Raw genomic sequence first — 20,726 nt, forward strand, 5'->3', positions numbered from 1 at the left:
GCTGGCGGGGAGGGGGTTAGCGTGAGAATTTGCGGGACCTTCTGGAAAAGAGGGCCTGGAGGGGCGGCATGAAGTTGTCCGTGGTTTGAAGGTCCAGGAAGTCAATGCCCAGGCGGCGGAAATCCTGCGTCCATTTTTCACGGTGCAGGTGCACGACGTTGGCGTGGGCTTCACGGACGTCCTGGCGGGAGAGGTTCAGGAACATGCTCCGGCCGGTTTCCGTGTCTTTCAAGATAACGCGCCCGGCGTCCGGAAGGTGGAGTTCCATGGGATCCGCCACACGGATGGGGATGAAGTCATGCTTGAAGTTGAGCTGGCCCAGGGCGGCCTTGTTGTGCTCGCTCCAGAAGTCGCTGATCATGATCACCATGGCCGCCTTCTTCTGGGAAAGGACGAGCTGGCGCGCTACGTCCGAGATGCTTTGGTCCGTCCCGTCGTTTTTACTGGCTACTATTTCGCGCACGATGCGCAGGGTTTGCTTGATGCCCTTGGCCGGGGGGATGTACCGGGAATGGCTGTTCCCGTAAATGAGCAGGCCGCACTTGTCCCCGCTCTGGGCCGCGCTGAAGGCGAGCACCGCCGCCACTTCCGCCGCGTAATCCAGCTTGGAGGCGCGGGCCGCGGAGGAGGCGTAGTGCATGGAGCCGCTGACGTCCACCGCCAGAATGACGGCTTGCTCCCGTTCCTCCCGGAAGCGGCGCACGAAGGGGGAGTTCATCCTGGCCGTCACCTTCCAGTCAATGAAGCGGGGGTCGTCCCCCGGCATGTATTCCCGGAAGTCGTCAAAGTCCAGCCCCTGGCCGCGGAAGCCGGACTGGTATTGCCCGGCAAAGTTTTCCGTGGCCAGATGCCTGGCGCGCAGTTCAATGCGGCGCACGCGCTTGAGAATGTCTGAGGCTTTATCCATGAATTAATCCTCCCTGTTTGAGTTCAATCAGGTTTTCATGAGGCGCCCCGCAGGGCCTGAAGGATAAGGCGGACGGGGGAACCGTCTCCTGGCGTCACGGCACGGGGACCTTCGTCAGGATGTGGTCAATGACGTCGTCCGTGGTGATGTTTTCCGCTTCCGCCTCATAAGAGAGCAGGATGCGGTGGCGCAGGATGTCATGGGCCAGGTCCTTGATGTCCTGTGGGGTGACGAAGGAGCGGTGGTGCATGAAGGCGTTGGCGCGGGAGGCCAGGGCCAGGTTGATGGTGGCGCGGGGGGACGCGCCCGCGCGGATAAGGCCGCGCAGCTTTACGTCCACCGTTTCCGGGAAGCGGGTGGCCCGCACCAGGTCCACGATGTAGCCGCGCACGGCGTCGTCAATGTAAATCTGGTTGACCAGATCGCGGGAGGCCGCCACCTGTTCCGGTGTGGTGACCGGGGAGGTTTCCGGCGGCTTGGCGGAGCTTGCCATCAGGTCCAGCACCTGGAGTTCCTCCTCCCGCGTGGGGTAGGTGACCAGCACCTTGAAGAGGAAGCGGTCAAGCTGGGCTTCCGGGAGCTGGTAGGTGCCTTCCTGGTCAATGGGGTTCTGCGTAGCCAGCACCAGGAAGGGGTCCGGCAGGCGGTAGGTGGTTTCACCCAGCGTCACCTGGCGTTCCTGCATGGCTTCCAGCAGGGCGGACTGGACCTTGGCCGGGGCGCGGTTGATTTCGTCCGCCAGGATAAGGTTGGCGAAGATCGGGCCTTTCTTGGCTGTGAACTGCCTTTCCTCCGGATTATAAATCATGGTGCCCAGCAGGTCCGCCGGCAGAAGGTCCGGCGTGAACTGGATGCGGGCGAACTGCGCGTGCAGCGTGCCCGCCATGGCTTTAACGGAGAGCGTCTTGGCAAGGCCGGGCACGCCTTCCAGAAGAACGTGCCCCTTGCATAGGAGGCTGAGGATCAACCTGTCTACCAGCGCCTGCTGGCCGATGACCACCTTGCCAACCTCCGTTCTGAGAGCAGAAATCCACGATGAGTTCGCGGCGATAATTTCGTTGAATTCTCGGGTGTCCATGATTGTTGATAGCGGGTGAGACAGTCTGCCGTGCGCCGGCGTTGAAAAATTCCGATTATTTCCCAAGGGCAAATCCGGTTTTTAACAGAAGGTCTTCCCGGAAATGGGGAGCGATCATCTGGAAGCCGACCGGAAGTTCCAGGTCCCCTTCCTTCACCGCCCCGCAGGGGATGGAGATGGCGGGAAGCCCTGCCAGGTTGGCGGGGATGGTGTAAATGTCCGCCAGGTAGGTCTGGAGGTGGTCCAGGGCGGAATCCCCTATTTTGGGCGCGGGGGCGGGGGAGGTAGGGCCCACGATGATATCCGCCCTGGAGAAGGCTTCCGCAAAGTCTTTGGCAACCAGGGAGCGGACTTTCTGCGCGCGGGAGTAGTAGGCATCATAGTAGCCGGAGCTGAGTACGTACGTTCCCAGGATGATGCGGCGCTTCACTTCCGGGCCGAAACCCTCTTCACGGGTGCGGGAAAAGAGCTCCACCAGGCCGTTGGCGTCTTCCGCCCGCTTGCCGTAGCGCACGCCGTCAAAGCGGGAGAGGTTGGAGGAGGCCTCCGCGCAGGCGATGATATAATACGCGGCCACCACGGCGTCCGCATGGGGAAGGCTGATCTCCACCAGTTCCGCGCCCAGGCTTTCCAGTTGCTTCACGGTGTTCTGCACGGCCTCGGAAATGCCCGGATGGTTGCCGGAGGTGAAGTATTCCGCGGGGATGCCCACCTTCAGTCCCTTCACGTCACGGCCCAGCGCGGCTTCAAAGTCCGGCACGGGCTGGTCTGCGGACGTGGAGTCCTTCGGGTCATGCCCGGAAATGGCCTGGAGCAGGATGGCGGCGTCTTCCACCGTCCGGGTCATGGGACCAATTTGGTCCAGGGAGGAGGCGAAGGCCACCAGGCCGTAGCGGGAAACGCGCCCGTAGGTGGGCTTGAGCCCCACGATGCCGCAGTGCCCGGCGGGCTGGCGGATGGAGCCGCCCGTATCCGAGCCAAGCGCGGCGATGGCGGTGGCGGAGGCTACGGCGGCGGCGGAGCCGCTGGAGGAGCCGCCGGGGATGTGGTCCGGAGCGTTCGGGTTGCGCGTGACGCCGTAAGCGGAGTTTTCACCGCTGGCGCCCATGGCGAATTCATCCATGTTCGTCCGGCCCAGGGGGATGCCGCCCGCCGCCTTCAGCAGGCGGATGGAGGTGGCGTCATAGGGAGAGGCATAGGGGGCCAGCAGGCGGGAGGCGCAGCGCGTCGGCTGGCCCAGGACGTTGATGTTGTCCTTCACGGCGATGGGGATGCCGGCCAGGGGGCTGGAGATATCCGCGGCGGCGGCGGCACGGAGGGCGGCCTCGCGGTCAAAGGAGATGTAGGCGTTGGTGGTCCGGTCCGCCTCCATGGCGTCCGCGGTCAGATTGACCAGTTCGGCGGGGGAAAGTTCCTTGCGGCGCAGGCGGTCGCGCCACTGGGCCAGGGTGCCTTGAATGCTTGACATGAAAAAGGAAGGGGTAAGAACGGTTGAAGCGTGAAGAGGGAAAGACGGGGAGGAGGTCAGGCGGATTCCACCACCTTGGGCGTGCGGAACTGCCCCTGGGACTGCTGGGGGGCGTTGGAAAGGGCTTCCTCCTGGGAGAGGCCGGGCTCCGGAACGTCCTTGCGCATCACATCCATCGTGGGCAGGGGATGGTTCATGGGGGCGATGCCCGTGACGTCGTAGGATTCCAGCTTGGTAATATAAGCCAGGACTTTGTCCAGGTCTTTGGAGAAGAGGGCGGCCTCTTCCTCCGTCAGGTCAATGCGGGCCAGTTTGGCAATGTAGGCTACGTCAATTTGGGGCGTGCTCATGATGGGAACGTGCGTCATGTGGGAGAAAGGAAAAGGGGAAGGACTACTGCTGCTCCAGCAGGCGGACAATCCAGCAGAAGGAGGCGGCGATGGCGCAAACCAGCAGGCCCAGCAGCATGAAGTTTTCACGCAGCTCCCGCCTCATGTTGGTGGCGCGGCCGTCGCGGGCCACCACGGCGCGCAGGGCGCGGTTCTGGGTGCCTTCCCGCACGCGGTCCGGCGGAGGCATGGTATTGCGGTCCAGGCGCATGCGGGTCTGCTGCGCGGGGCGTTTGAGAGAGGCTTCCAATTCCTGGATGCGGTTCTCAATTTCCCGTGAGGCGCGGTCCAGTTCTGCCAGTTCTGAGGAACGGCGTTTGGCTTTTCTTTTAATCATGATGCGGAGGGGCTGAAAATCCAGATGAAGAAGAGGATAATGAGAGCAATCAGGAGCAGGGGAAGATGGAAGGAAAGGCCCTGGAGGAACTGGGTCATGAATTCGCGGGAGCTGATGCGCACCTTGCTGGAACGGCGCACGCCCGTGAGCACCTTGGTGTGCTGCATGCGGGCGCACTGCTGGACGGCGTCCGCAAATTCCTCCTCGCAGCGGTCAATGACCTGCTGGCCCTGGCTGATCAGGTTGTCCGTATTTTCAATGGGCCATTCATCCGGGCGCACGGTGCTGAGCATCTTCAGGCTGCGCGTCAGGGTCATATGAATCTGTTCCAGCTCGTTGCTCTCCTGCCGGAGGCTTTCCACCTCTCTGGAAATAAGGTCCGCGGCGTTCACCATGCGGTCCCCCAGTTCGTTCTGCTGGTCCATGAAGCGGGCCTTGCGCAGATGGCTTTCCTCCAGACGGCGGCGGGAGCTCTCCACCTCCTCCTTTTCCTTCCGCAGTTGTTCCAGCCTAAGCTGGGCCTGTTCCATGTCGGAATCCACCTGGTCGTCTGCCTGGGGATTGAAACCGGGATCGGCGTCCATGCGGCGGTATTGGGGATTGCTTGGTCTCATATGCGGTAAAATGATGCGTGCCGGGATACGGGAATGCAGCGGATTACGGCGTTTCCGGGCAAAATGGGCCCGTCAGGCAATCCCTGCGCGTGTTATTATTTAACTTTCACAAAATAAATCAAGCCAAGAAGAAGGTAAAAAGTGATTTTCCAGGTACATCCCCGGAACGGAATGCAGGGGCGTTTTATTCCCCTCCGCCGCATGTCCGGACCCGCCGCCGGGAAGGAATCCGCCCCTCTTTCCCGCAAAGGCGGGTGACGTGCGCTTTTTTTATGGTCAAGGGCATGGCATTGTTGGTATGTAAGGAACATGCAGTCTGACACGGTAGAATGTAAGCCGACCATGTGGTTCACCGGCAGGGCGGTTCTCATGGCTCTCATGTTCCTGGGGTTCGGAGTGTACTTTTATTATGATGCTTCCACCGGGTATCCTCAAAAAAACCTGGAATTCTTCATGCACAAGGCGTTTGTGGATGCCGGCGCCCTCTTTGACCGTGAAGTGAGCGGAAACGGCGCGTCCCGGGATGAATGGGAGCGTACCGTCATGGCGCGCACCGTGGAATTCCCGGAGGGGTACAAGATACCTTCCGGCGTGGACAGGACCGGAACGGCATGGCCCGCCGTGCTGGCGGATTATGGGCTGATGTCCGCCCCCGGAAAGGGGTGGAGCGCCGCATGGCAGTCCTATTCCGGAGAAATGCGCTACCCCATCAAGCCGGAGGACCATCCGTATGACGCCTCCAAGATTTTTGAACAATGGGTGGCCGGAAGCGTCTGCATGGTGCTGGCCATGGTGGCCCTGTTTTTCCTAGTCAGGACGCGCGGCAGGAAAATGGCCCTCAGCGAAGGGCAGGTGACGGCTGCCGGCAAAACCTTCCGCGTGGAGGACATTGCCCGTCTTGATTTGCGCCGGTGGAAGCAGAAGGGGCTGGCCCTTGCGACGCTGAAACCGGAATGCGGGGGAAACCGCATCAGGCTGGACGGGCTGACCTACGGGGGCTTCCGCAAGGAGGACTCCCCCAACAACGCGGAGGATTTCATGAAGGCCCTTCTGTCCCTTTACCGGGGAGAGGTAGTTGATTATGAAGAAGCTCCGGATGCGGACGCCCCGTCTGCCCGGAAGGATGGCGGGGAACATGCGGAGCATGGCATATGAGCGAGTCCCCCATACCGGAAAAAAACGCCCGTGACCGTGCGTTTGGCATTGCCTGCTGGACGCTGGGCGCGCTGGCCTTCATCCTGCTCCTGATGGTGGGCGTCTCCTTCAGCCTGTCCGCCCGTACCGTGGTGGTGGAAAAAATGGTGGAAATTCCCGTGGCCGTGGCGGCGGAAGCCGACCCGCAGGCCCCGTCTGCCCCTATTGAAGACGAGGAACCCGCGGAGGCGCCCCCCGTACCGGGAACGTCCTCTGAAAAACCCCGTTCCGTGGAGGAAATGCTTCGGGATGCTGACCTGTCCGACCCGGCCGACGATCCGGCCCCCGCCGCCGTGGCGGCTGCCGTGCCGGGGGGGGAAGATGTTTCCGCCCAGGCCCCCCGGGCGCCGGAGGACCCGGCTGAAGCCATGCCGCCCATGACGGAGGAAGTGGCGGAACTTGTCAAGGCGGCGCGGTATGCCCAGATTGACGGAGACCTTAAAGTGGCGGTGGTGAAGCTGGAGCAGGCCATGAGGCTGGAGCCGGACAATCCGGTGGTGCTTTACTATTACGGCCTCACGTATGAATGGCTGAGAAATGCGGATAAATCCCGGGAGTTTTTCCTGAAGGTATACACCCAGCGGGAAAAGGCGGGGAAATACTTTGCGCGCGCGGCGAAGCACCTCCAGGCCGGTTTTTCCAGCCCGGCGGACCTGCGGGGGGATATGTCCTTCGGCACCATTCTGGAATACCGGGATCCGGAATGCCCCGCCGGGGAGCGCGTCAAGCTCATCGTTCCCATTCTGATGAAGGATGGATTGAATGTCAGGCCGGAGGACCTGCGCGTCATTGTCCAGTTCTTTGACAAGGTCAACGGAAAAAAGGTGGAAAAGACGCACGCTCCGGAACCCTCCTCACGGTGCGTCACGGAACCGGCGGACTGGGCGGACGGGGAGGAAATCATGGAGGTGACCTACTACATGCCCCCCCTGACGGAGGAAGAGACGATCGCCTACGGAAGCCTCAAGTATTACGGATATACCGCCAAATTATACTATAAGGGTGAACCGATGGATTGCCATGCCTCCCCCCCCGTGCTATTCTTGCTGGAACAGATGAACCAGAGTTCCCCTTCCGGCATGCCTGAAATTTACGACGGCGGCCTGCTGCCCCCGGTGGAGGCGGCTCCGGTTTCCGACTCCTATGACTCCCTTCTGCCTCCCTGATGCCTGACTTGCCCATGTTCGACCTTCCCCACAACTTTGGCGACTACACGCTGGTGGCGTTCATCGGCCGCACGCGGGGAGGGATTCTCTACCAGGCCATCCAGCAGGGCATGGACCGTTCCGTATTCCTGGAACTGCTGGACCCGGACAACGCGGAGGGCGTGAGCGTGGAGGACTTCCTGATGAAAGCCCGCACGCGGGCGGCTCTCACCGCCCCGGTGCTGGGCACTGTTTACGAGGCGTCCCAGGCGCAGGGGTACTGGTTCGTCACCAGTGAACAACTGGGGGGCTCCTCCCTCCAGTCCATGCTGGACCGCGGGCAGACTCTGCCCATGAAGGACCTGCTGAAAATAATTGAAACGGTTGGCGGCATGTGCGGCAGGTATGAACGCCTGCAAATCGCCTTCAACGTCATGGAGCCGCGCCACATCTTCCTGGATGACAAGTCCGCCGTGCGGCTGATGAATACGGCCATGCCCGGTGACTTTCATGAAGAAATATCCCGCGCGCAGATGAAGCGCCTGGGGGCCGACCTTCTGCCCTTGGTCACGCCGGACGTGCCCGGGACCACCCGCATGCGCACCCTGCTGGAGTGGATGCAGGAGGGCCAGAATGGCAAGCCGATGCATTGGGACCAGGTCATGGAGCTGATTGCCGCGGTGCGCGAACAACTGGGAATCTCCCCGCGTGCCACCACCCACCGCTATACCGTTCCCGTGGAACCCCGCAGAAAACGCGGGGCATGGATGCTCTGGGCCGGAGCGGGCCTGCTGGGCGCAGGAATAGCCGCCGGTGCCGTGCTCCTTTTACTCCCCCGGGAGGAAGTCTCCGGGCCTGCTCCGCCTCCGGCTCCGAAACACTATCCGGATTTCTCCGCCAGCGACCATACGGAAGTCCGCGTAACCCTTCCCGGCGGCGGGGAATTGATGGTGGGAGCCCATGAAATCACCATGGAATCCTACCGCCTGTTTCTGGACCAGTGGGCGCGCCTTACCCCGGAACTGAGGGAGGAATACTCCCATCCGGACCAGCCGGACAAGCAGACCGCCACCCACGTTCCCGCGGACTGGGAAGCCATGTGGACGGCGGCCAATACTCCGGGGGGGAAATGGAAGGGCAGGAAAATCACGCCCCGTTCCCCGGTGGTCAACGTCAGCTTCTGGGATGCCTGGGCGTATGCAAGCTGGAAACCCGTTGCGCCGGGAGAGCCGCGCTACCGGCTGCCTGCGCGCCGGGAATGGATGGCCCTGGGCGCCATGCTGGACACGGGGGAAAAGGGGGACAAAACCCTGGTGATTGACCGGTACAGCAATGACTATGATTTAAAAACGGGCGTGTGCGGCATGGCCTCCGGCGTGATGGAGTGGACCTCCTCCATGGAAAAGGACCCCGCGCGCGTGAAAGAGCCGCCGGGGCCTGTGGCCTGCGGCGGGGACTGGAAGCACCCCGGCATCACCAACAGGGTGGAGTACCTGCGCTCCCGTGATGAATGCCGGGACAACCTGGGCTTCAGAATTGTGCGGGACGTCCGCTGACCTATTTAAAAAACACCTACTCGATATACCAATACCATGAAACACATCCTTGCAATGCTGCTGCTGGCCCTGATGGGGACGTCCGGTGCCCTGGCCCAGATCTACGTGAAAGTCGTTCCGGAAAAGAAAACCTTCCTGAGCGGGGAGGCCATGTACATGAGGCTGACCATCACCAACAACTCCGGCGTGCCCGTGGAACTGAAGAGCCAGGAATACTCCTCCTGGCTGGACATCCATGTGGAGCACTCCACCGCGGGAGCGGAACTCCCGCAGTCCAAATTTGCCATGTTCCCGCCGCTCAAGGTTCCCGCCGGCATGAGCGTATCCCGGAAAATTGACCTGCGGCACTTCTATGACCTCTCCCGGGAAGGGAACTACCATGTGCAGGCGGTGGTGAAAATGCCCAACCAGAAGGACATGTTCGCCTCCCAGAAATCCCTCTTCGCCGTCCGTACCGGCACCCCCATGTGGTCCCAAACCGTAGCCATTCCGGGCAGCGCCAAGCGGTGCACCTTCTCCATCTGCACCATTGCCGTGCGCGGAATCCAGAAACTGTACGTGCAGACGAAGGACCCGGACACGGGCGTGGCCTACAATGCCGTGTGCATCGGAGACTGGCTGGGCACCACGCGGCCGCAGTGCATGGTGGACGGCAAGGCGAACGTGCACGTCTTCTTCCCCACCACTCCCCTGCTGGGCGCGTACTCCCGCATCAACTGCCGCGGAACCATGGAAAAGCTCCAGTACTACAAAAAAGTGATGGGCTCCCCCTCCATGGTCTTTCTGCCGGACGGCAGCGTGCGCGTGACCGGGGCCGTCCACTATGACCCCACCGTGCAGCCCAAGACGGTGCCGGATGCCGCGGACGTGCCGGGCATGTAGCCGGACTTGTTTTTCCAGAATCCGCGCGGGGGAAGGCAACTGCTCCCGCGCGTTTTTTATGCCGGAGAAAGCGGGGAATGGTTCAGGAATCTTCCTGGAGCTTCTTCTCCTGCTGCTGGGCTTTTTCCAGAATGCGCTTCACGCTCTCCTGCACCACGCTGATGGGAAGGGCGTAATTCTCCGCCCGGTTCACTCTGGCGATGTTCATGCCGATGAGCTCTCCTTTCAGGTTGAGCAGCGGGCCGCCCATCAGCGTATACCGGGAAGGGGTGTCATGCTGGAGCACCATGGGAAAATCATCCCGGCGCTTGCTGAAGCCTCCGCTGATGAGGTCATTGGAATTCTGGGGCGTATCTTCACCCAGAGCCTTCCGCCGGGAACCCAGCGTGATGGCGTAGGAAACCTTGTTGCCCTTGCGGCTGACCTTCAGCGTCACCTTCTCCCCGATCTCCTTCTTGGACAAAATGGGGTAAATGGCTTCCAGCGTGGTAACAGGGGCGCCGTCCACCGCCAGAATCTCATCCCCGGCCATGGCTCCTGCCTTGTCGGCGGGGCCATCCTTGACGACCTCCTGAATGGAGCACGGAGCAGCGAAAACCACGCCCATGTAAGCCGTATCACCGTTCGGAATGGGGCGCTGCGCCGCGCTGAGGGTGCCGAGCTGGGCCCGTCTGGAACTGCGGGTGGTGGAGCCGTTGCTGACCACCAGCATGCCCATGGGAGCCTCATGGCTGACGGGGCCGGGGGCGGAAAGGTTGGAGGCGTCCACCTTCACCACGGCGATGTCCGTGGCCGGGTCCGTGCCGATCTCCTTGAAATGGCTGTACTTGGCGGCCCCTATACGGATCACCGGATTCTGGTGGGCGTGAAGTTCGGAAGCCTTGGTGGCGATGTAGCCGTCCGGACTCAGGACGATGCCGTAAACCATCACGTCATGGCCGGAAAAGAAAACGGCGCTCAATTCCTGGAGGCGTTCGCGCACGGGTTCAATGGTCTTCAAAACCGTCTTTCCATTGATGCGCTGTTCAAAATCCAGGCTCCCGTTATAACCTTCCGCCACGGCGGAGGGCAGCAGGGAACAGGCCACGGGAAGCAGATACGCGCAGGAGGGAAGTTTCATGAGCGGCAGGAATAAATGGTTTAGCCGTCCTGTTCCGGTGACGGGGGGAGGGGCGCTTTTCCTCCGGGGGGAGGTTCCGTCAGGGCGTCGAAATCCTTCATGGGAACGTGAAGGTTGTCTTCAAGCCCGGAACCCACCCGGCTGTGAATGCCGATCAACTCTCCATTCAGGTTGAACAGAGGGCCGCCGGAATCCCCGCGGATCAGCTTGCAATCCGTCTGGATGACGCCATTCTTGAGGGAAACCACACGGCCCAGGCGCACCATCGGGCCGCGTTTCTGGTCCAGTCCGCCTCCGTGGCCCAGCGCGAACACCCAGTCTCCCACGCGGGGCAGTTTCTCTGTCTGCTGCACACGGGGAAGGCCCTTGTTCAGCACGGTGGTGATTTCAGCCAGCCCGGCGTCGGACTCGCTGTTCTGCGCCGTGGTCTTTCCGGGCAGGCGCGTACCGTCCGGCATGATGATCTTGAGCACGGTGCCCTGCTTGTCAACGACGTGGGCCGCTGAAAAAACCAGCCCTTTTTCCGAGACCAGGATGCCGGAGCCGCTCCCGTTATTCACCTCAATGCAGACTAGGGCTGGAAGCACCCTGGGAAGCACCTGCTGAAGCTGGTGTTCAATGCGCTGAAGATCCTCCACGGACTGCGGCGTGGTGGAGAGGATTCCTGCGCTGTCCGCAGACTGCGCCAGAACCTGCGGCAAAGAAGCCAGCAGGGCCGTGCCGCAGAAAATGGCGGAAAAACAGGGTTTCCGGAAAGCCGTTTTCATCATGGCCGGGGGCTATTGGGCGGAAGCGGGAGCTTCCGTCTTCTGCTGGTCCGCCTGTCCATCCCCCACAAGGGAATCATGGTAATGCATGCCGATGAACAGGCCTGCCAGCGTAATAAGGGTAATGAGCAATTCTTTCATGCCGCCACAGCATAGAATGTGTCTCTCCGCCTGACGAGAGAATTTCATTTATAAGCCACACTTTGATACAGTTCGGCAGAAAGGGAAGGGGCGCGGGACGGGAAAATCCCAAAATAAAGGTTGCTTTTTTCCGACACAGGCGTATAAACCCTCCAGCGGCCAGTTCCGGTCCGCTGACCCATCCAAGCGGATGTAGCTCAGGGGTAGAGCGCAACCTTGCCAAGGTTGATGTCGTGGGTTCGAATCCCATCATCCGCTCCATTTTTCTACTTCCTGATTTAGGAAGTTTTTTTGTTTTAGGGCATTGACGAACTAATGTCATATTAAAATGGCAAGGAATTCTTCCTTTAGTTTCATTTGGTTTCTTTTCTTGTGAAGACTCATCCACTCATTGACGTTGAGCCAATGACTATTGGCACGCACAAATACAGATCGGATGCCCGAATCTGTGAGTGGAGACAAATTTTCGAATGCGGGCCGGGTTTATCCAGTTCAGACGTTTCACACGTGATGATTTTTCCGGGGACCAGGTAGATGCTTTCAACGAAGTGGTACGAGTGGACAAGGTGGCAGTGGAGTTATTCAGCCACCTCACAACAACCAGAAAGAATAATCATGAATAAAATTACTACAGTCAATGGAATCTTCATGGCCTCTCAGGCTGAACTGCATGAGCACGTGGAGAATGGAACTGCACATATTACGGCGGAAGAACGCCTATGCTGGAACGCCGCTCCGAAACTGAATACCGCCGGTAATATGGTACTGGATGGGGAACTTACGGCTACGACGGTAGCCAGCACTACCGGCGCATATATCACGCCAATGGGTGTGCCGATCAACATCGGGGCTTATGTTGACAATCCCACCATTGCTGACAATGGTAAACGATGGTTTTCCATTGGCAACCAGCATGGCGGTTTGTACTTGCAAACCTACGGCATTGTTGATGGGCGGACTACACCGCTTCCCCTAAATTTGGCATGCACCCATTTTACTGACGGGTTTTCTTCAACTGGCGGGGCTACGATAGACGGACCCGTCACCGCCAACGGGGGCATCAATGCCGCATCCGCGCTTGAGCCCGGACTTCCCAAGACCGGACTCAATGCAGGTGCCGCCGCCGTCATGTCCGTTCTGGAGAATGTATACCACCTGGACCACGTCAACGGTACCGTGACTACGCTTGAGGGCCACAACGTCAAGATTGAGCGGTCTTTGTCCGGGTGGTGCGGCCTGTCCTGGATAGGAACGAACGCCGCTCATAAATGCATCTTGGTCAAATCCGCCGTTCCCAACACCAACTACGGCGGCGCCGTCAGTCCTGCGGGACCCGGTAACTACGTTCTGGTGATGTCCCTGTTAAGCGGTGTCAATATGGGAAATACATCCACCAAATTCGGCTGGACCGGTTATTACAGCAATGTGACAGCATCGGCCATTGAGGATATACCGGGACCGTCCTTTTACGTGGATTGTGCAGATAAGAAAGTTGTCGCTAAAAATGCGGCCGGAGAACTTACGGAGCTGCCGTGGCCCGGTATCAGCCTGGACCAAGTCTCCCGGCTGGACTTGATGGTGGTTCCGTCCTCATGGAACTCCAGCAAGATTTATCTGGGGAGACACGCAGGCGTGAGAGTGGATGATAATTACAACAGTTTTAACCGCCGTTATCTGACTCCCCAGGTATACTATCTTGGAGAGGTTCCTCTTGGGTTAGTCAGCAATGACTGTCATTATGCCATCGTGGATACCTGTTCGGAGCAAATGGCTCACTTTCGAGTAAGTGTTATCCAGGGTATCAATCCGGCTGATTATCTTAATGTAGAAAATATTTAACGATGAGAAAACTGCAATTTTATTTCCATAGTCCTCCCTGAGGGAAGGGGGGTATTCAGAACTGGCGTTATAAGGCGGTGACCTGGCCCCGGAACAATTGGGGGTCAAGTGATGTGCGCCAGTGTTTTTTAATTTACAAACGTAATAACGTGAACATCAATTATTGGATGGGACCGTAGGCAGAGTGGGCTGTGGAGAATTGAGTCACGTATATGGCCGGCGATTTATCCACCGCTGGCTGCATCATCTACTGCGACGGAAAAGTTCTTTGCAGCGTAATTCTGTATAGGGATGTGGTGCGAATTCAGACGGGCGGCTTTTAGCCGTCCGTCTTTTTTTGGAGTACGGAAGATGAAGGCTCAAGGCTGCGGTTATTTTTCCGCTTTAAAAAGTGCTTCGCCAGGAAGCTCCGGACGGGTTCATCATAGAACTTCAGGCACAGCCAGGCCAGCAGGATGCTTCCGATGACGACGGCCAGGGCGCCGGGGAGGGATTCAGAGAAGGAGAGGTCTCCGTTTTTCACCCACGCATAGTACAGGTAGATGAACGGGTAATGCACCATGTACAGGGGGTAGGAGATTCTGCCCAGGAACCGGCATATTTTATCCGTGTAGGGATCAGTGATTTTACCGGAAGCGCCAAAGAGGAGGATGAGGGGGAAAAAGACGGCGAAGCACACCGTTTCATAGAGGCTGTTCATCCAGAAGGCGTCTTCTCCCCCCAGCCGGGGAACGGCCAGCAGGATGGCGAGGGAGATGCCGCACAGCCAGAAGGAGCCCTTGATGTTGACGGGCTTGAACAGGCGGAACAGAAGCAGCCCGGCGGAGAAGGAGTACAGCAGGCGCAGGGAGCCGCCTGTCCATTCCGTCCCGGTCATGGCGAAGCCGGAGCAGATGTCTCCATTGGGCCCCCAGAAGCTGAAGGAAGCCAGGCCGCATCCGGCCAGGATAACCAGTACCGCCAGGGAGCGGGTGGAGAGTTTCCGGATGAACAGCGCATATAGGAGGTTGCCGATGTATTCAAAGAACAGGGACCAGCTTGGTCCGTTGAGCGGGTACATTTCCCCCAGGCCCCGGATTTCAAGGCCGGGAGGCGACGGAATCAGCAGGACATTGACGAAGGTGGCGACCAGAAGGGAGATGACCGCCACCTGGGATACATCCCATACGGAGCAGCCCTGAAAATAAAAGATAAGCGCGCCGATGACCGCTCCTATCGCCACCATGGGCTGCAGGCGTATGAGGCGGCGCTTGATGAATTCCCCGGTGGTCATCGTCTTCCAGCGGTTGTCGTAGGCGTAGCCGATGACGAACCCGGACAGCATGAAGAAAAAGTCGACGGCCAGGTAGCCGTGGTTGATGATCTGGTCCACATGGCTGGTGGCGTAGGCTTCAAAGATGTGGAACCATACGACGACGATAGCGGCCACCCCGCGCAGGCCGTCAAGAATGTGGTAGTGATGTTTTTCACTTCCAGGCGCAATGGGAGAATTCTGCGTGTTGGACATGGTAGAGAGCAGGCTTTAAATTCCGGGTTCAGTTCAATGGGAGAGAGTATTTTCCGCACCGCCGATTCGCACCACAGGGCGGCAGCCGTCCGGAAGCGCGGTTTCCGCGTTACCTAATCAAATACCATCACCCCCTGCAAGTTCTTTCATCCATGGCCCTTATTCATTACGGACAAGGAATGAAATGGAAAAGAGCCGGGGAACGGACTTTTCCCCGTGAGGTATGAACTACCCTTTGCGGTAGTTTACGAGCGTTTCCACGTATACCCCGGAGATGCTGCCTCCCTCCATGGGGGCAATATCCTTGAACGCGGGGTTGATGGGCTGCAGCGCATGTTCCATTTTTCCCGTTTCCGCATTTTTCTTCCGGATCAGTTTTTTCAGGGTCACGCCGCGGCCGTCGTTGTATTCCACAATGGTGCCCGGTTTGGGGATGGGCGGAGCGGTATGGCGCCGCATGACTACCAGCGCGCCGTCCGGGATGAGAGGTTCCATGGATTTTCCTTCCACGCGGACCACGTATTCATTTTTGCCCAGGGGTCTTTCCATGTAAATGGTGGACGGGACGGTATCGCTTTCCGCAAGGGAGCCGGCGGCGATGTTGCCGACGATCTGCGTGCTGTATTCGCGCCTGACGTGTGCACCAGGGGAAGGGAATTGTTCCGCCAGCGGAACGAAGGTGGGGCGTTCCGGCCGGAGCTGGCGCGCGTCCGCCGCTTGGTCTGCCAGTTCCGTCAGCCACTGGCGCAGGGGCACTCCCCGTTCAGAGGCGGCCCTTTCATAGTTCCGCATGCGTTCTTCCGTGATTTCCAGCACCAGGCGGTTGGTCTGAATGGGCGCATTTTCCGGCGCAACCGGTCCGTATTGGGACATCAGGGAATGAATTTTCAAAATGGCGTTGGAGGGGAAGGGGCCGGAGGGGGAAAGCCAGTTGTTGACCGTTCCTTTCTCCGTGCCGCATTTCCTGGCGAGCCAGTCACGGTCCTTTCCAATGGCTTTCAGCCAGCTTTTCACGTCCCCTTTTGTCGGTGTCATGGCTTGATCATACACGATTTTCGTGAATTGTCGATAGAAAGAAGTAAATTGAATTCGTGAAAAATATATTGACTGATTAACGAATATCGTTAAAAAGAGGTCATGAAGTACATGCCTTTAGACCTTTCCATGATGAAGCCGGAGCCGTTCCCTTATCCTGTGATGATGAGGTCCGCCCTGCATCCCAAAAGTCAACCATCCCGGGAAGAAGGGTGGTGCGGGCGCCTCGGTTCAGTCTGCGGCGCGCTGCAAACGCTGGTCCGCCAATGCAGGGAAAAGGCGGAACGGCAGAAGATGGTGATGACCGTTCTTTCCGTAGCGGGGGCGTGCGCTTTCGGCCTGGTGGCCGTCGGCGTGTTCTGGCTGGCCGTGGAGATGGATAATTCCGATTTGCAGGCTTCCAAGTCATCCTGTTCCATCAGGCCGTAAACCGGGCCTTGCGCGGGGGCCCGGCACGCTTTTCCTGCGCCGCCGCGCCCGTAAATAACCGGGACCGCGTTTGATGAGACCGGACTTGTTTTCCCCGGTTGAAACGGCTTGCAGAGGAAGAAAAGGTCCCGGCTGGGAGCCGGAGCGCGGTTGAACTCCCGTGTTTGCGGATGTTCTCCGGTACAGCGGGCGGGATGAATGGAAAGTGTGAATTTTTTGAGGGATAAACGGAAGGGATGGTTTATTTTTTGCGCCTGAAATATTTGATGATGAATTGTTTGAAATGATTTTGAAATTATTTTCAAGATTTTTCTTTCCTTAGAGTAAGTGTAACCATTTAGATGATAGGTAATGCGCTGCTTTCCGTTTCCGTCCGGATGTTCCGGGGGCCGGAAAGCAGCCGTCAAACGAACCTGTCATCATGCCAGACCATACCAATTCCACATTCATCGTGCATGTGCCCACCCGGCTTCTTTTCGGGGCCGGGCAACTGGAAAACCTGCACCGGGAGACCATGCCGGGCCGCAAGGCCATGATTGTTATTTCCAACGGGAAGTCCACGCGGGCCAACGGTTATCTGGACCGCCTCACCGGACAGCTTGAGAAGACCGGCGTTGAATACGCCGTTTTTGACCGGGTGGAGCCCAATCCCCTGAAGTCCACCGTGAACGCCGGTGGCCGGTTTGCCCGCGAACACGGCTGTGATTTCATCATCGCCCTGGGCGGCGGAAGCTGCATGGATGCCGCCAAGTCCATGGCGCTCATGGCGGTGAACAGCGGCGATTACTGGGATTACATCCCGTCCGGTACCAGGAAGGGGCGTCCCGTTGCCAACAGGCCTCTTCCGCTCGTCGCCATTACCACCACCGCCGGAACCGGATCGGAAGCGGATGCGGGCACCGTGGTCACGAATGAGGAAGCGCATGAAAAAACGGGGTTTGTCCATCCGGACCTGTTTCCGGCGCTTTCCATCGTGGACCCCGGACTGATGCTTACCGTTCCTCCCCTTTTTACGGCCTTTCAGGGATTTGACGCCCTGTTCCACAGCGTGGAGGGCTACGTTTCCAATGGCACGAACCTGATGAGTGACATGTACGCCCTGACGGCCATGGAGCATATCAGCCGTTACCTGCCCAGGGCGGTGGCTGACGGGTCCGACCTGGAGGCCCGTACGCATGTGGCCTTCGGCAATACCCTGTCCGGTTACGTGATGTGCGTGGGCCGCTGCACCAGCGAGCATTCCCTGGAGCATGCCTTGTCCGCCTACCATCAGGTGCTGCCCCACGGAGCAGGCCTCATCATGATCAGCAAGGCGTATTTCACGCACCTGATTGAACGGCATGTGGCGGATGAACGCTTTGTCCGCATGGCGCAGGCCATGGGGATGCCGGACGCCGCGGCCCCCATGGATTTCTTCACTATGCTGGACAGGCTGCAAACGGCCTGCGGAGTCAGCGGCCTGTGCATGAGCGACTACGGCATCACGCCGGAAGAGTTCGGGAAGATGGCGGCCAACGCCAGGGAAACCATGGGGTTCCTGTTCCAGTGCGACCGCGTGGAACTGTCCCTGGAGGATTGCGTTTCCATTTACCGGGAGTCCTATCGTTAAATCCGGGAGGCTTTTACCATGAGCAAAAAGATTCTGATTATTTCCTCAAGCCCGCGCAAGGGCGGCAATTCCGACCTTCTGTGTGATGAGTTCTTGAAGGGCGCCCGGGGCGCAGGCCATGAAGTGGAGAAGGTGCGCCTGGCGGAGAAGCGCATCGGCTATTGCCGCGGCTGCGGCGTGTGCCATGACGCCCACGCCTGCCTCCAGAAGGACGATATGGCGGAACTGCTGGACAAACTGGTGGCGGCGGACGTCATCGTACTGGCCACCCCCGTGTATTTTTACACGCTGTGCGGCCAGATGAAGACGTTCATCGACCGCACGGTGCCCCGCTACCAAGAGATGCGGGACAAGGAGTTTTACTTCATTCTGGCCGCGGCGGAGGATAACCGGGCCGGCATGGAGCGCACCGTGGAGTGCTTCCGCGGTTTTCTGGACTGCCTGGAAGGGGCGGTGGAGAAGGGCGTGGTTTACGGCGCCGGAGCCTGGAAGATGGGGGACATCAAGGGCAATCCGGCCATGAAGCAGGCCAGAATCATGGGGATAGGAGTTTAGGGAACGCCTCTCATGAAGGAATCCGGAATACAGGGAAGAGATGAATAAAGATTTTTGCGCACAGTGAGGATAGGTGAGCGCTTCCCGCGGCGTCCGGGTTTCCGGATACGGGATGAGGATGCCGCGGGAAGACAGCCTCCCGTTCTCTTTTTTCCACGGGGAGGCCCGGCCCCGTTTCCATGCCGGGCAGCCAGTTCCATTAAACACAGGCCATGAAAAGAATATTACTGTATTTGCATGCCGCAGGGGCTTTGCTTGCCCCCTGCTGCTCCGCGGAGCCGGAGGCTCCGTCACCATCTCCAAGCACCATGAATATTACGATTAAAGCAGGGGAACGGGAAGTTGCCGCCACTCTCCAGGATAGCGACGCCGCCAGGGATTTCATGTCCCTGCTGCCTCTGACGCTGGTTCTGGAAGATTACGGGGATACCGAGAAGATCAGCCCCTTGCCCGGAAAACTGTCCGCCGCCGGGGCGCCGTCCGTGGGGAAACCCTTCCGGGGGGCCATCGCCTACTACGCCCCATGGGGCAATTTATGCATTTTCAGGAAGGATTTCAGACCGTCCGGCGGCCTGGTCATTCTGGGGAGCCTGGACGGGGATGGCCTGAAGGCCCTGGATGTTCCCGGAAAGCTCCGCGTGACCATTGACGTGAAACGCTGATTCCGGGGCTTTTCCGGGTTGCGCCGGAACCGGATTCATTCCTTGCTGTTGGAACCGGGAGAAAACCGTTTTCCGGTTGCAGGGGGGGCCTGGCGCCTCATTGTTGGAGAAGACGGTGGTAATGACATGAAACAATTATTTATAAGAAGATGAAATTAATACGTTTATTGAATCAGGGCGCCGATGCGTCCTGCGGCTGGAAAGGAGGGAAGAATGCCTCCCGCTGAACAATTGAACCCCGTCAGTCCGCGGGAGCGTTCCGTGGTTCTGGATGCCCTGCGGGGGCTGGCGCTTCTGGGCATCTGCCTTGCCAATTTCCCGGAGTTTTCCCTGTACACGTTCCAGAGTCAGGAAGTTGTTTCCGCCATGCCCACGGCCGGAATCGACCGCGTGGTCCGGTTTCTTCAGTATGTTTTCATTGACGGCAAGTTTTATAGTTTGTTTTCCCTGCTGTTCGGCATCGGTTTTTCCATCATCATGGCTCATTCCATGGAGAAGGGGAGGAACGGCCTGGCCGTTTTTTACCGCAGAATGGGCCTTCTGGCCCTGATCGGGCTGCTGCACCTGATGCTTCTGTGGAGCGGGGATATCCTGCTCCTGTACGCGCTGACCGGCATGCTGCTGCCGCTGTTCCGGAACGTGCCGGACAGGAAGCTGCTTGCCGCTGCTGCCGTGCTCGTTTTCTGTCCCGTCCTGATGGACATTCTGAAGATACTGCCGGGCCTCCGGCTGGACCTGGCCGCCTCCGTGGAGGGCGCGGTCCAGTATTTCAACGGGCACAGCGGGATTACGGAGGACAATTTCAGCAGGTGGCTGGTGGATGGGGAGCATTATTCCGACGTGCTGAAGTTCACGCTGTCCGGGGCATTCATCCGCGTTCAGGAACTGCTGGAAAGCAACCGGGTGTTCAAGGTTCTGGCCCTGTTCCTGCTGGGCCTGTATGTGGGGAGAAAGGGCATTTACGCGAATTTGAAGATCCACCGGGAGCTTTTGAAGAAGGTGTGCCGTTACGGTTTTCTGGCGGGGCTTCCCCTGTCCTTCCTTTATGCCGCCCATGCGCTTCATCTGCTGGGCGGGGGGCCCGTGGCGGGCGCCTGCCTGTATGCCCTCAGCGTCATTCCGCTGAGCCTGGCGTATGCGTCCGTTTTCTGCCTGTGGTTCCTGCGCCGGCAGCAGGCTCCCCTGTTCCGCGCCCTGGCAGCTCCCGGGAGGATGGCGCTGACCAACTACATCGGCCAGTCCGTCCTGGGCATGGTCCTGTTTTACGGCATAGGCTTCCGCCTGGGCGCGCGGATGGGGCTGGCGCAGGTGGAATTGACTGCCGCCGCCGTTTTCCTGTTCCAGGTTTTGTTCAGCCATGCGTGGCTGAAATTCTGCCTGTTCGGCCCCTTGGAATGGGGGTGGCGCATGCTCACTTACGGAAAACGGCTTCCGTTGTTCCGGAAGCCTCCGCTTCTCCGCGGAGGGAAGGCGGCTCCTTTTCACAAATAAA

At 59.2% G+C, this 20,726-nt stretch carries 21 protein-coding genes and 1 tRNA gene; 11 read left to right on the forward strand and 11 right to left on the reverse strand.

Annotated features, from left to right (window positions below):
* Window positions 1–16 precede the first annotated feature (16 nt).
* The 6 genes from HHJ06_RS04680 to HHJ06_RS04705 all read right to left on the reverse strand — a co-directional run bounded on the left by HHJ06_RS04680 (window position 17) and on the right by HHJ06_RS04705 (window position 4,793).
* On the reverse strand, window positions 17–907 hold the full coding sequence (locus HHJ06_RS04680) for a DUF58 domain-containing protein (RefSeq protein WP_215428059.1): 891 nt from the start codon (window positions 905–907) through the stop codon (window positions 17–19).
* A gap of 94 nt (window positions 908–1,001) precedes the next feature.
* Window positions 1,002–1,985, reverse strand: coding sequence for an AAA family ATPase (locus tag HHJ06_RS04685; protein ID WP_102711352.1), 984 nt, complete (start codon window positions 1,983–1,985; stop codon window positions 1,002–1,004).
* 55 nt (window positions 1,986–2,040) lie between these two features.
* Window positions 2,041–3,453, reverse strand: coding sequence for an Asp-tRNA(Asn)/Glu-tRNA(Gln) amidotransferase subunit GatA (gatA, locus tag HHJ06_RS04690; protein WP_215428061.1), 1,413 nt, complete (start codon window positions 3,451–3,453; stop codon window positions 2,041–2,043).
* A 56-nt stretch (window positions 3,454–3,509) separates the two neighbouring features.
* Window positions 3,510–3,803: an Asp-tRNA(Asn)/Glu-tRNA(Gln) amidotransferase subunit GatC gene (gene gatC / locus HHJ06_RS04695; protein WP_022397159.1), complete on the reverse strand. Its 294-nt coding sequence runs from the start codon at window positions 3,801–3,803 to the stop codon at window positions 3,510–3,512.
* Between the two features lie 43 nt (window positions 3,804–3,846).
* Entirely contained in the window at window positions 3,847–4,179 is a 333-nt protein-coding gene (locus HHJ06_RS04700; protein ID WP_102711358.1) for a hypothetical protein, read from the reverse strand.
* Window positions 4,176–4,793 carry a hypothetical protein gene (locus tag HHJ06_RS04705; protein WP_146016511.1) on the reverse strand — a complete coding sequence of 206 codons (618 nt, stop codon included), beginning with the start codon at window positions 4,791–4,793 and terminating at the stop codon, window positions 4,176–4,178. The genes HHJ06_RS04700 and HHJ06_RS04705 overlap by 4 nt, the downstream gene beginning before the upstream one ends.
* 369 nt (window positions 4,794–5,162) lie before the next feature.
* On the opposite strand from HHJ06_RS04705, the gene HHJ06_RS04710 reads away from it, so the two are divergent.
* From HHJ06_RS04710 to HHJ06_RS04725, 4 genes are read left to right on the forward strand one after another with little or no spacing between them, the layout of a single operon-like run.
* Window positions 5,163–5,948 carry a hypothetical protein gene (locus tag HHJ06_RS04710; protein WP_215428064.1) on the forward strand — a complete coding sequence of 262 codons (786 nt, stop codon included), beginning with the start codon at window positions 5,163–5,165 and terminating at the stop codon, window positions 5,946–5,948.
* The gene (locus HHJ06_RS04715) at window positions 5,945–7,153 is read left to right on the forward strand and encodes a tetratricopeptide repeat protein (protein ID WP_215428065.1); all 1,209 of its coding nucleotides are present in this window, start codon (window positions 5,945–5,947) and stop codon (window positions 7,151–7,153) included. Before HHJ06_RS04710 ends, HHJ06_RS04715 begins: the two co-directional genes overlap by 4 nt.
* Complete coding sequence (locus HHJ06_RS04720; protein ID WP_215428067.1) at window positions 7,153–8,688, forward strand: SUMF1/EgtB/PvdO family nonheme iron enzyme; 1,536 nt, start codon at window positions 7,153–7,155, stop codon at window positions 8,686–8,688. The genes HHJ06_RS04715 and HHJ06_RS04720 overlap by 1 nt, the downstream gene beginning before the upstream one ends.
* A 36-nt stretch (window positions 8,689–8,724) precedes the next feature.
* Window positions 8,725–9,570, forward strand: coding sequence for a hypothetical protein (locus tag HHJ06_RS04725; protein WP_215428069.1), 846 nt, complete (start codon window positions 8,725–8,727; stop codon window positions 9,568–9,570).
* Between the two features lie 82 nt (window positions 9,571–9,652).
* Here HHJ06_RS04725 and HHJ06_RS04730 read toward each other — a convergent pair whose 3' ends face one another.
* Genes HHJ06_RS04730 through HHJ06_RS11845 form a run of 3 tightly spaced genes read right to left on the reverse strand, consistent with a single transcriptional unit; the run spans window position 9,653 to window position 11,598 of the window.
* Entirely contained in the window at window positions 9,653–10,690 is a 1,038-nt protein-coding gene (locus HHJ06_RS04730; protein ID WP_215428071.1) for a PDZ domain-containing protein, read from the reverse strand.
* 20 nt (window positions 10,691–10,710) lie between these two features.
* Complete coding sequence (locus HHJ06_RS04735; protein ID WP_215428073.1) at window positions 10,711–11,460, reverse strand: S1C family serine protease; 750 nt, start codon at window positions 11,458–11,460, stop codon at window positions 10,711–10,713.
* A gap of 9 nt (window positions 11,461–11,469) precedes the next feature.
* A complete protein-coding gene (locus HHJ06_RS11845) occupies window positions 11,470–11,598 on the reverse strand; it encodes a hypothetical protein (protein ID WP_286010588.1) in 129 nt (42 codons plus the stop codon).
* Window positions 11,599–11,784: 186 nt separating this feature from the next.
* Between HHJ06_RS11845 and HHJ06_RS04740 the strand changes: the two genes are divergently transcribed.
* Together HHJ06_RS04740 and HHJ06_RS04745 are read left to right on the forward strand one after the other, a co-directional pair.
* Window positions 11,785–11,859: transfer RNA gene (locus HHJ06_RS04740), tRNA-Gly, on the forward strand.
* Between the two features lie 354 nt (window positions 11,860–12,213).
* Window positions 12,214–13,437 (forward strand): hypothetical protein, encoded by a 1,224-nt coding sequence (locus tag HHJ06_RS04745; protein WP_215428076.1) that lies wholly within the window; start codon window positions 12,214–12,216, stop codon window positions 13,435–13,437.
* A 319-nt stretch (window positions 13,438–13,756) separates the two neighbouring features.
* Here HHJ06_RS04745 and HHJ06_RS04750 read toward each other — a convergent pair whose 3' ends face one another.
* Window positions 13,757–14,944 (reverse strand): acyltransferase family protein, encoded by a 1,188-nt coding sequence (locus HHJ06_RS04750; RefSeq protein ID WP_215428078.1) that lies wholly within the window; start codon window positions 14,942–14,944, stop codon window positions 13,757–13,759.
* A 228-nt stretch (window positions 14,945–15,172) separates the two neighbouring features.
* The gene (locus tag HHJ06_RS04755; RefSeq protein WP_215428080.1) at window positions 15,173–15,979 is read right to left on the reverse strand and encodes a LexA family protein; all 807 of its coding nucleotides are present in this window, start codon (window positions 15,977–15,979) and stop codon (window positions 15,173–15,175) included.
* Between the two features lie 111 nt (window positions 15,980–16,090).
* Here HHJ06_RS04755 and HHJ06_RS04760 point away from each other — a divergent pair, with 111 nt between their 5' ends.
* From HHJ06_RS04760 to HHJ06_RS04780, 5 genes are all read left to right on the forward strand, one after another.
* A complete protein-coding gene (locus HHJ06_RS04760; protein ID WP_215428082.1) occupies window positions 16,091–16,408 on the forward strand; it encodes a hypothetical protein in 318 nt (105 codons plus the stop codon).
* A gap of 421 nt (window positions 16,409–16,829) precedes the next feature.
* A complete protein-coding gene (locus HHJ06_RS04765; RefSeq protein ID WP_215428084.1) occupies window positions 16,830–18,017 on the forward strand; it encodes an iron-containing alcohol dehydrogenase in 1,188 nt (395 codons plus the stop codon).
* 18 nt (window positions 18,018–18,035) lie between these two features.
* Window positions 18,036–18,572 (forward strand): flavodoxin family protein, encoded by a 537-nt coding sequence (locus HHJ06_RS04770; protein ID WP_215428086.1) that lies wholly within the window; start codon window positions 18,036–18,038, stop codon window positions 18,570–18,572.
* A gap of 308 nt (window positions 18,573–18,880) precedes the next feature.
* Window positions 18,881–19,234 carry a cyclophilin-like fold protein gene (locus HHJ06_RS04775; protein ID WP_215428088.1) on the forward strand — a complete coding sequence of 118 codons (354 nt, stop codon included), beginning with the start codon at window positions 18,881–18,883 and terminating at the stop codon, window positions 19,232–19,234.
* A 213-nt stretch (window positions 19,235–19,447) separates the two neighbouring features.
* Entirely contained in the window at window positions 19,448–20,725 is a 1,278-nt protein-coding gene (locus tag HHJ06_RS04780) for a DUF418 domain-containing protein (protein ID WP_215428090.1), read from the forward strand.
* The last annotated feature ends 1 nt before the right edge of the window (window position 20,726 follow it).

The organism is Akkermansia muciniphila (assembly GCF_018709685.1).
In the GTDB taxonomy this organism is placed as follows: domain Bacteria; phylum Verrucomicrobiota; class Verrucomicrobiia; order Verrucomicrobiales; family Akkermansiaceae; genus Akkermansia; species Akkermansia muciniphila_E.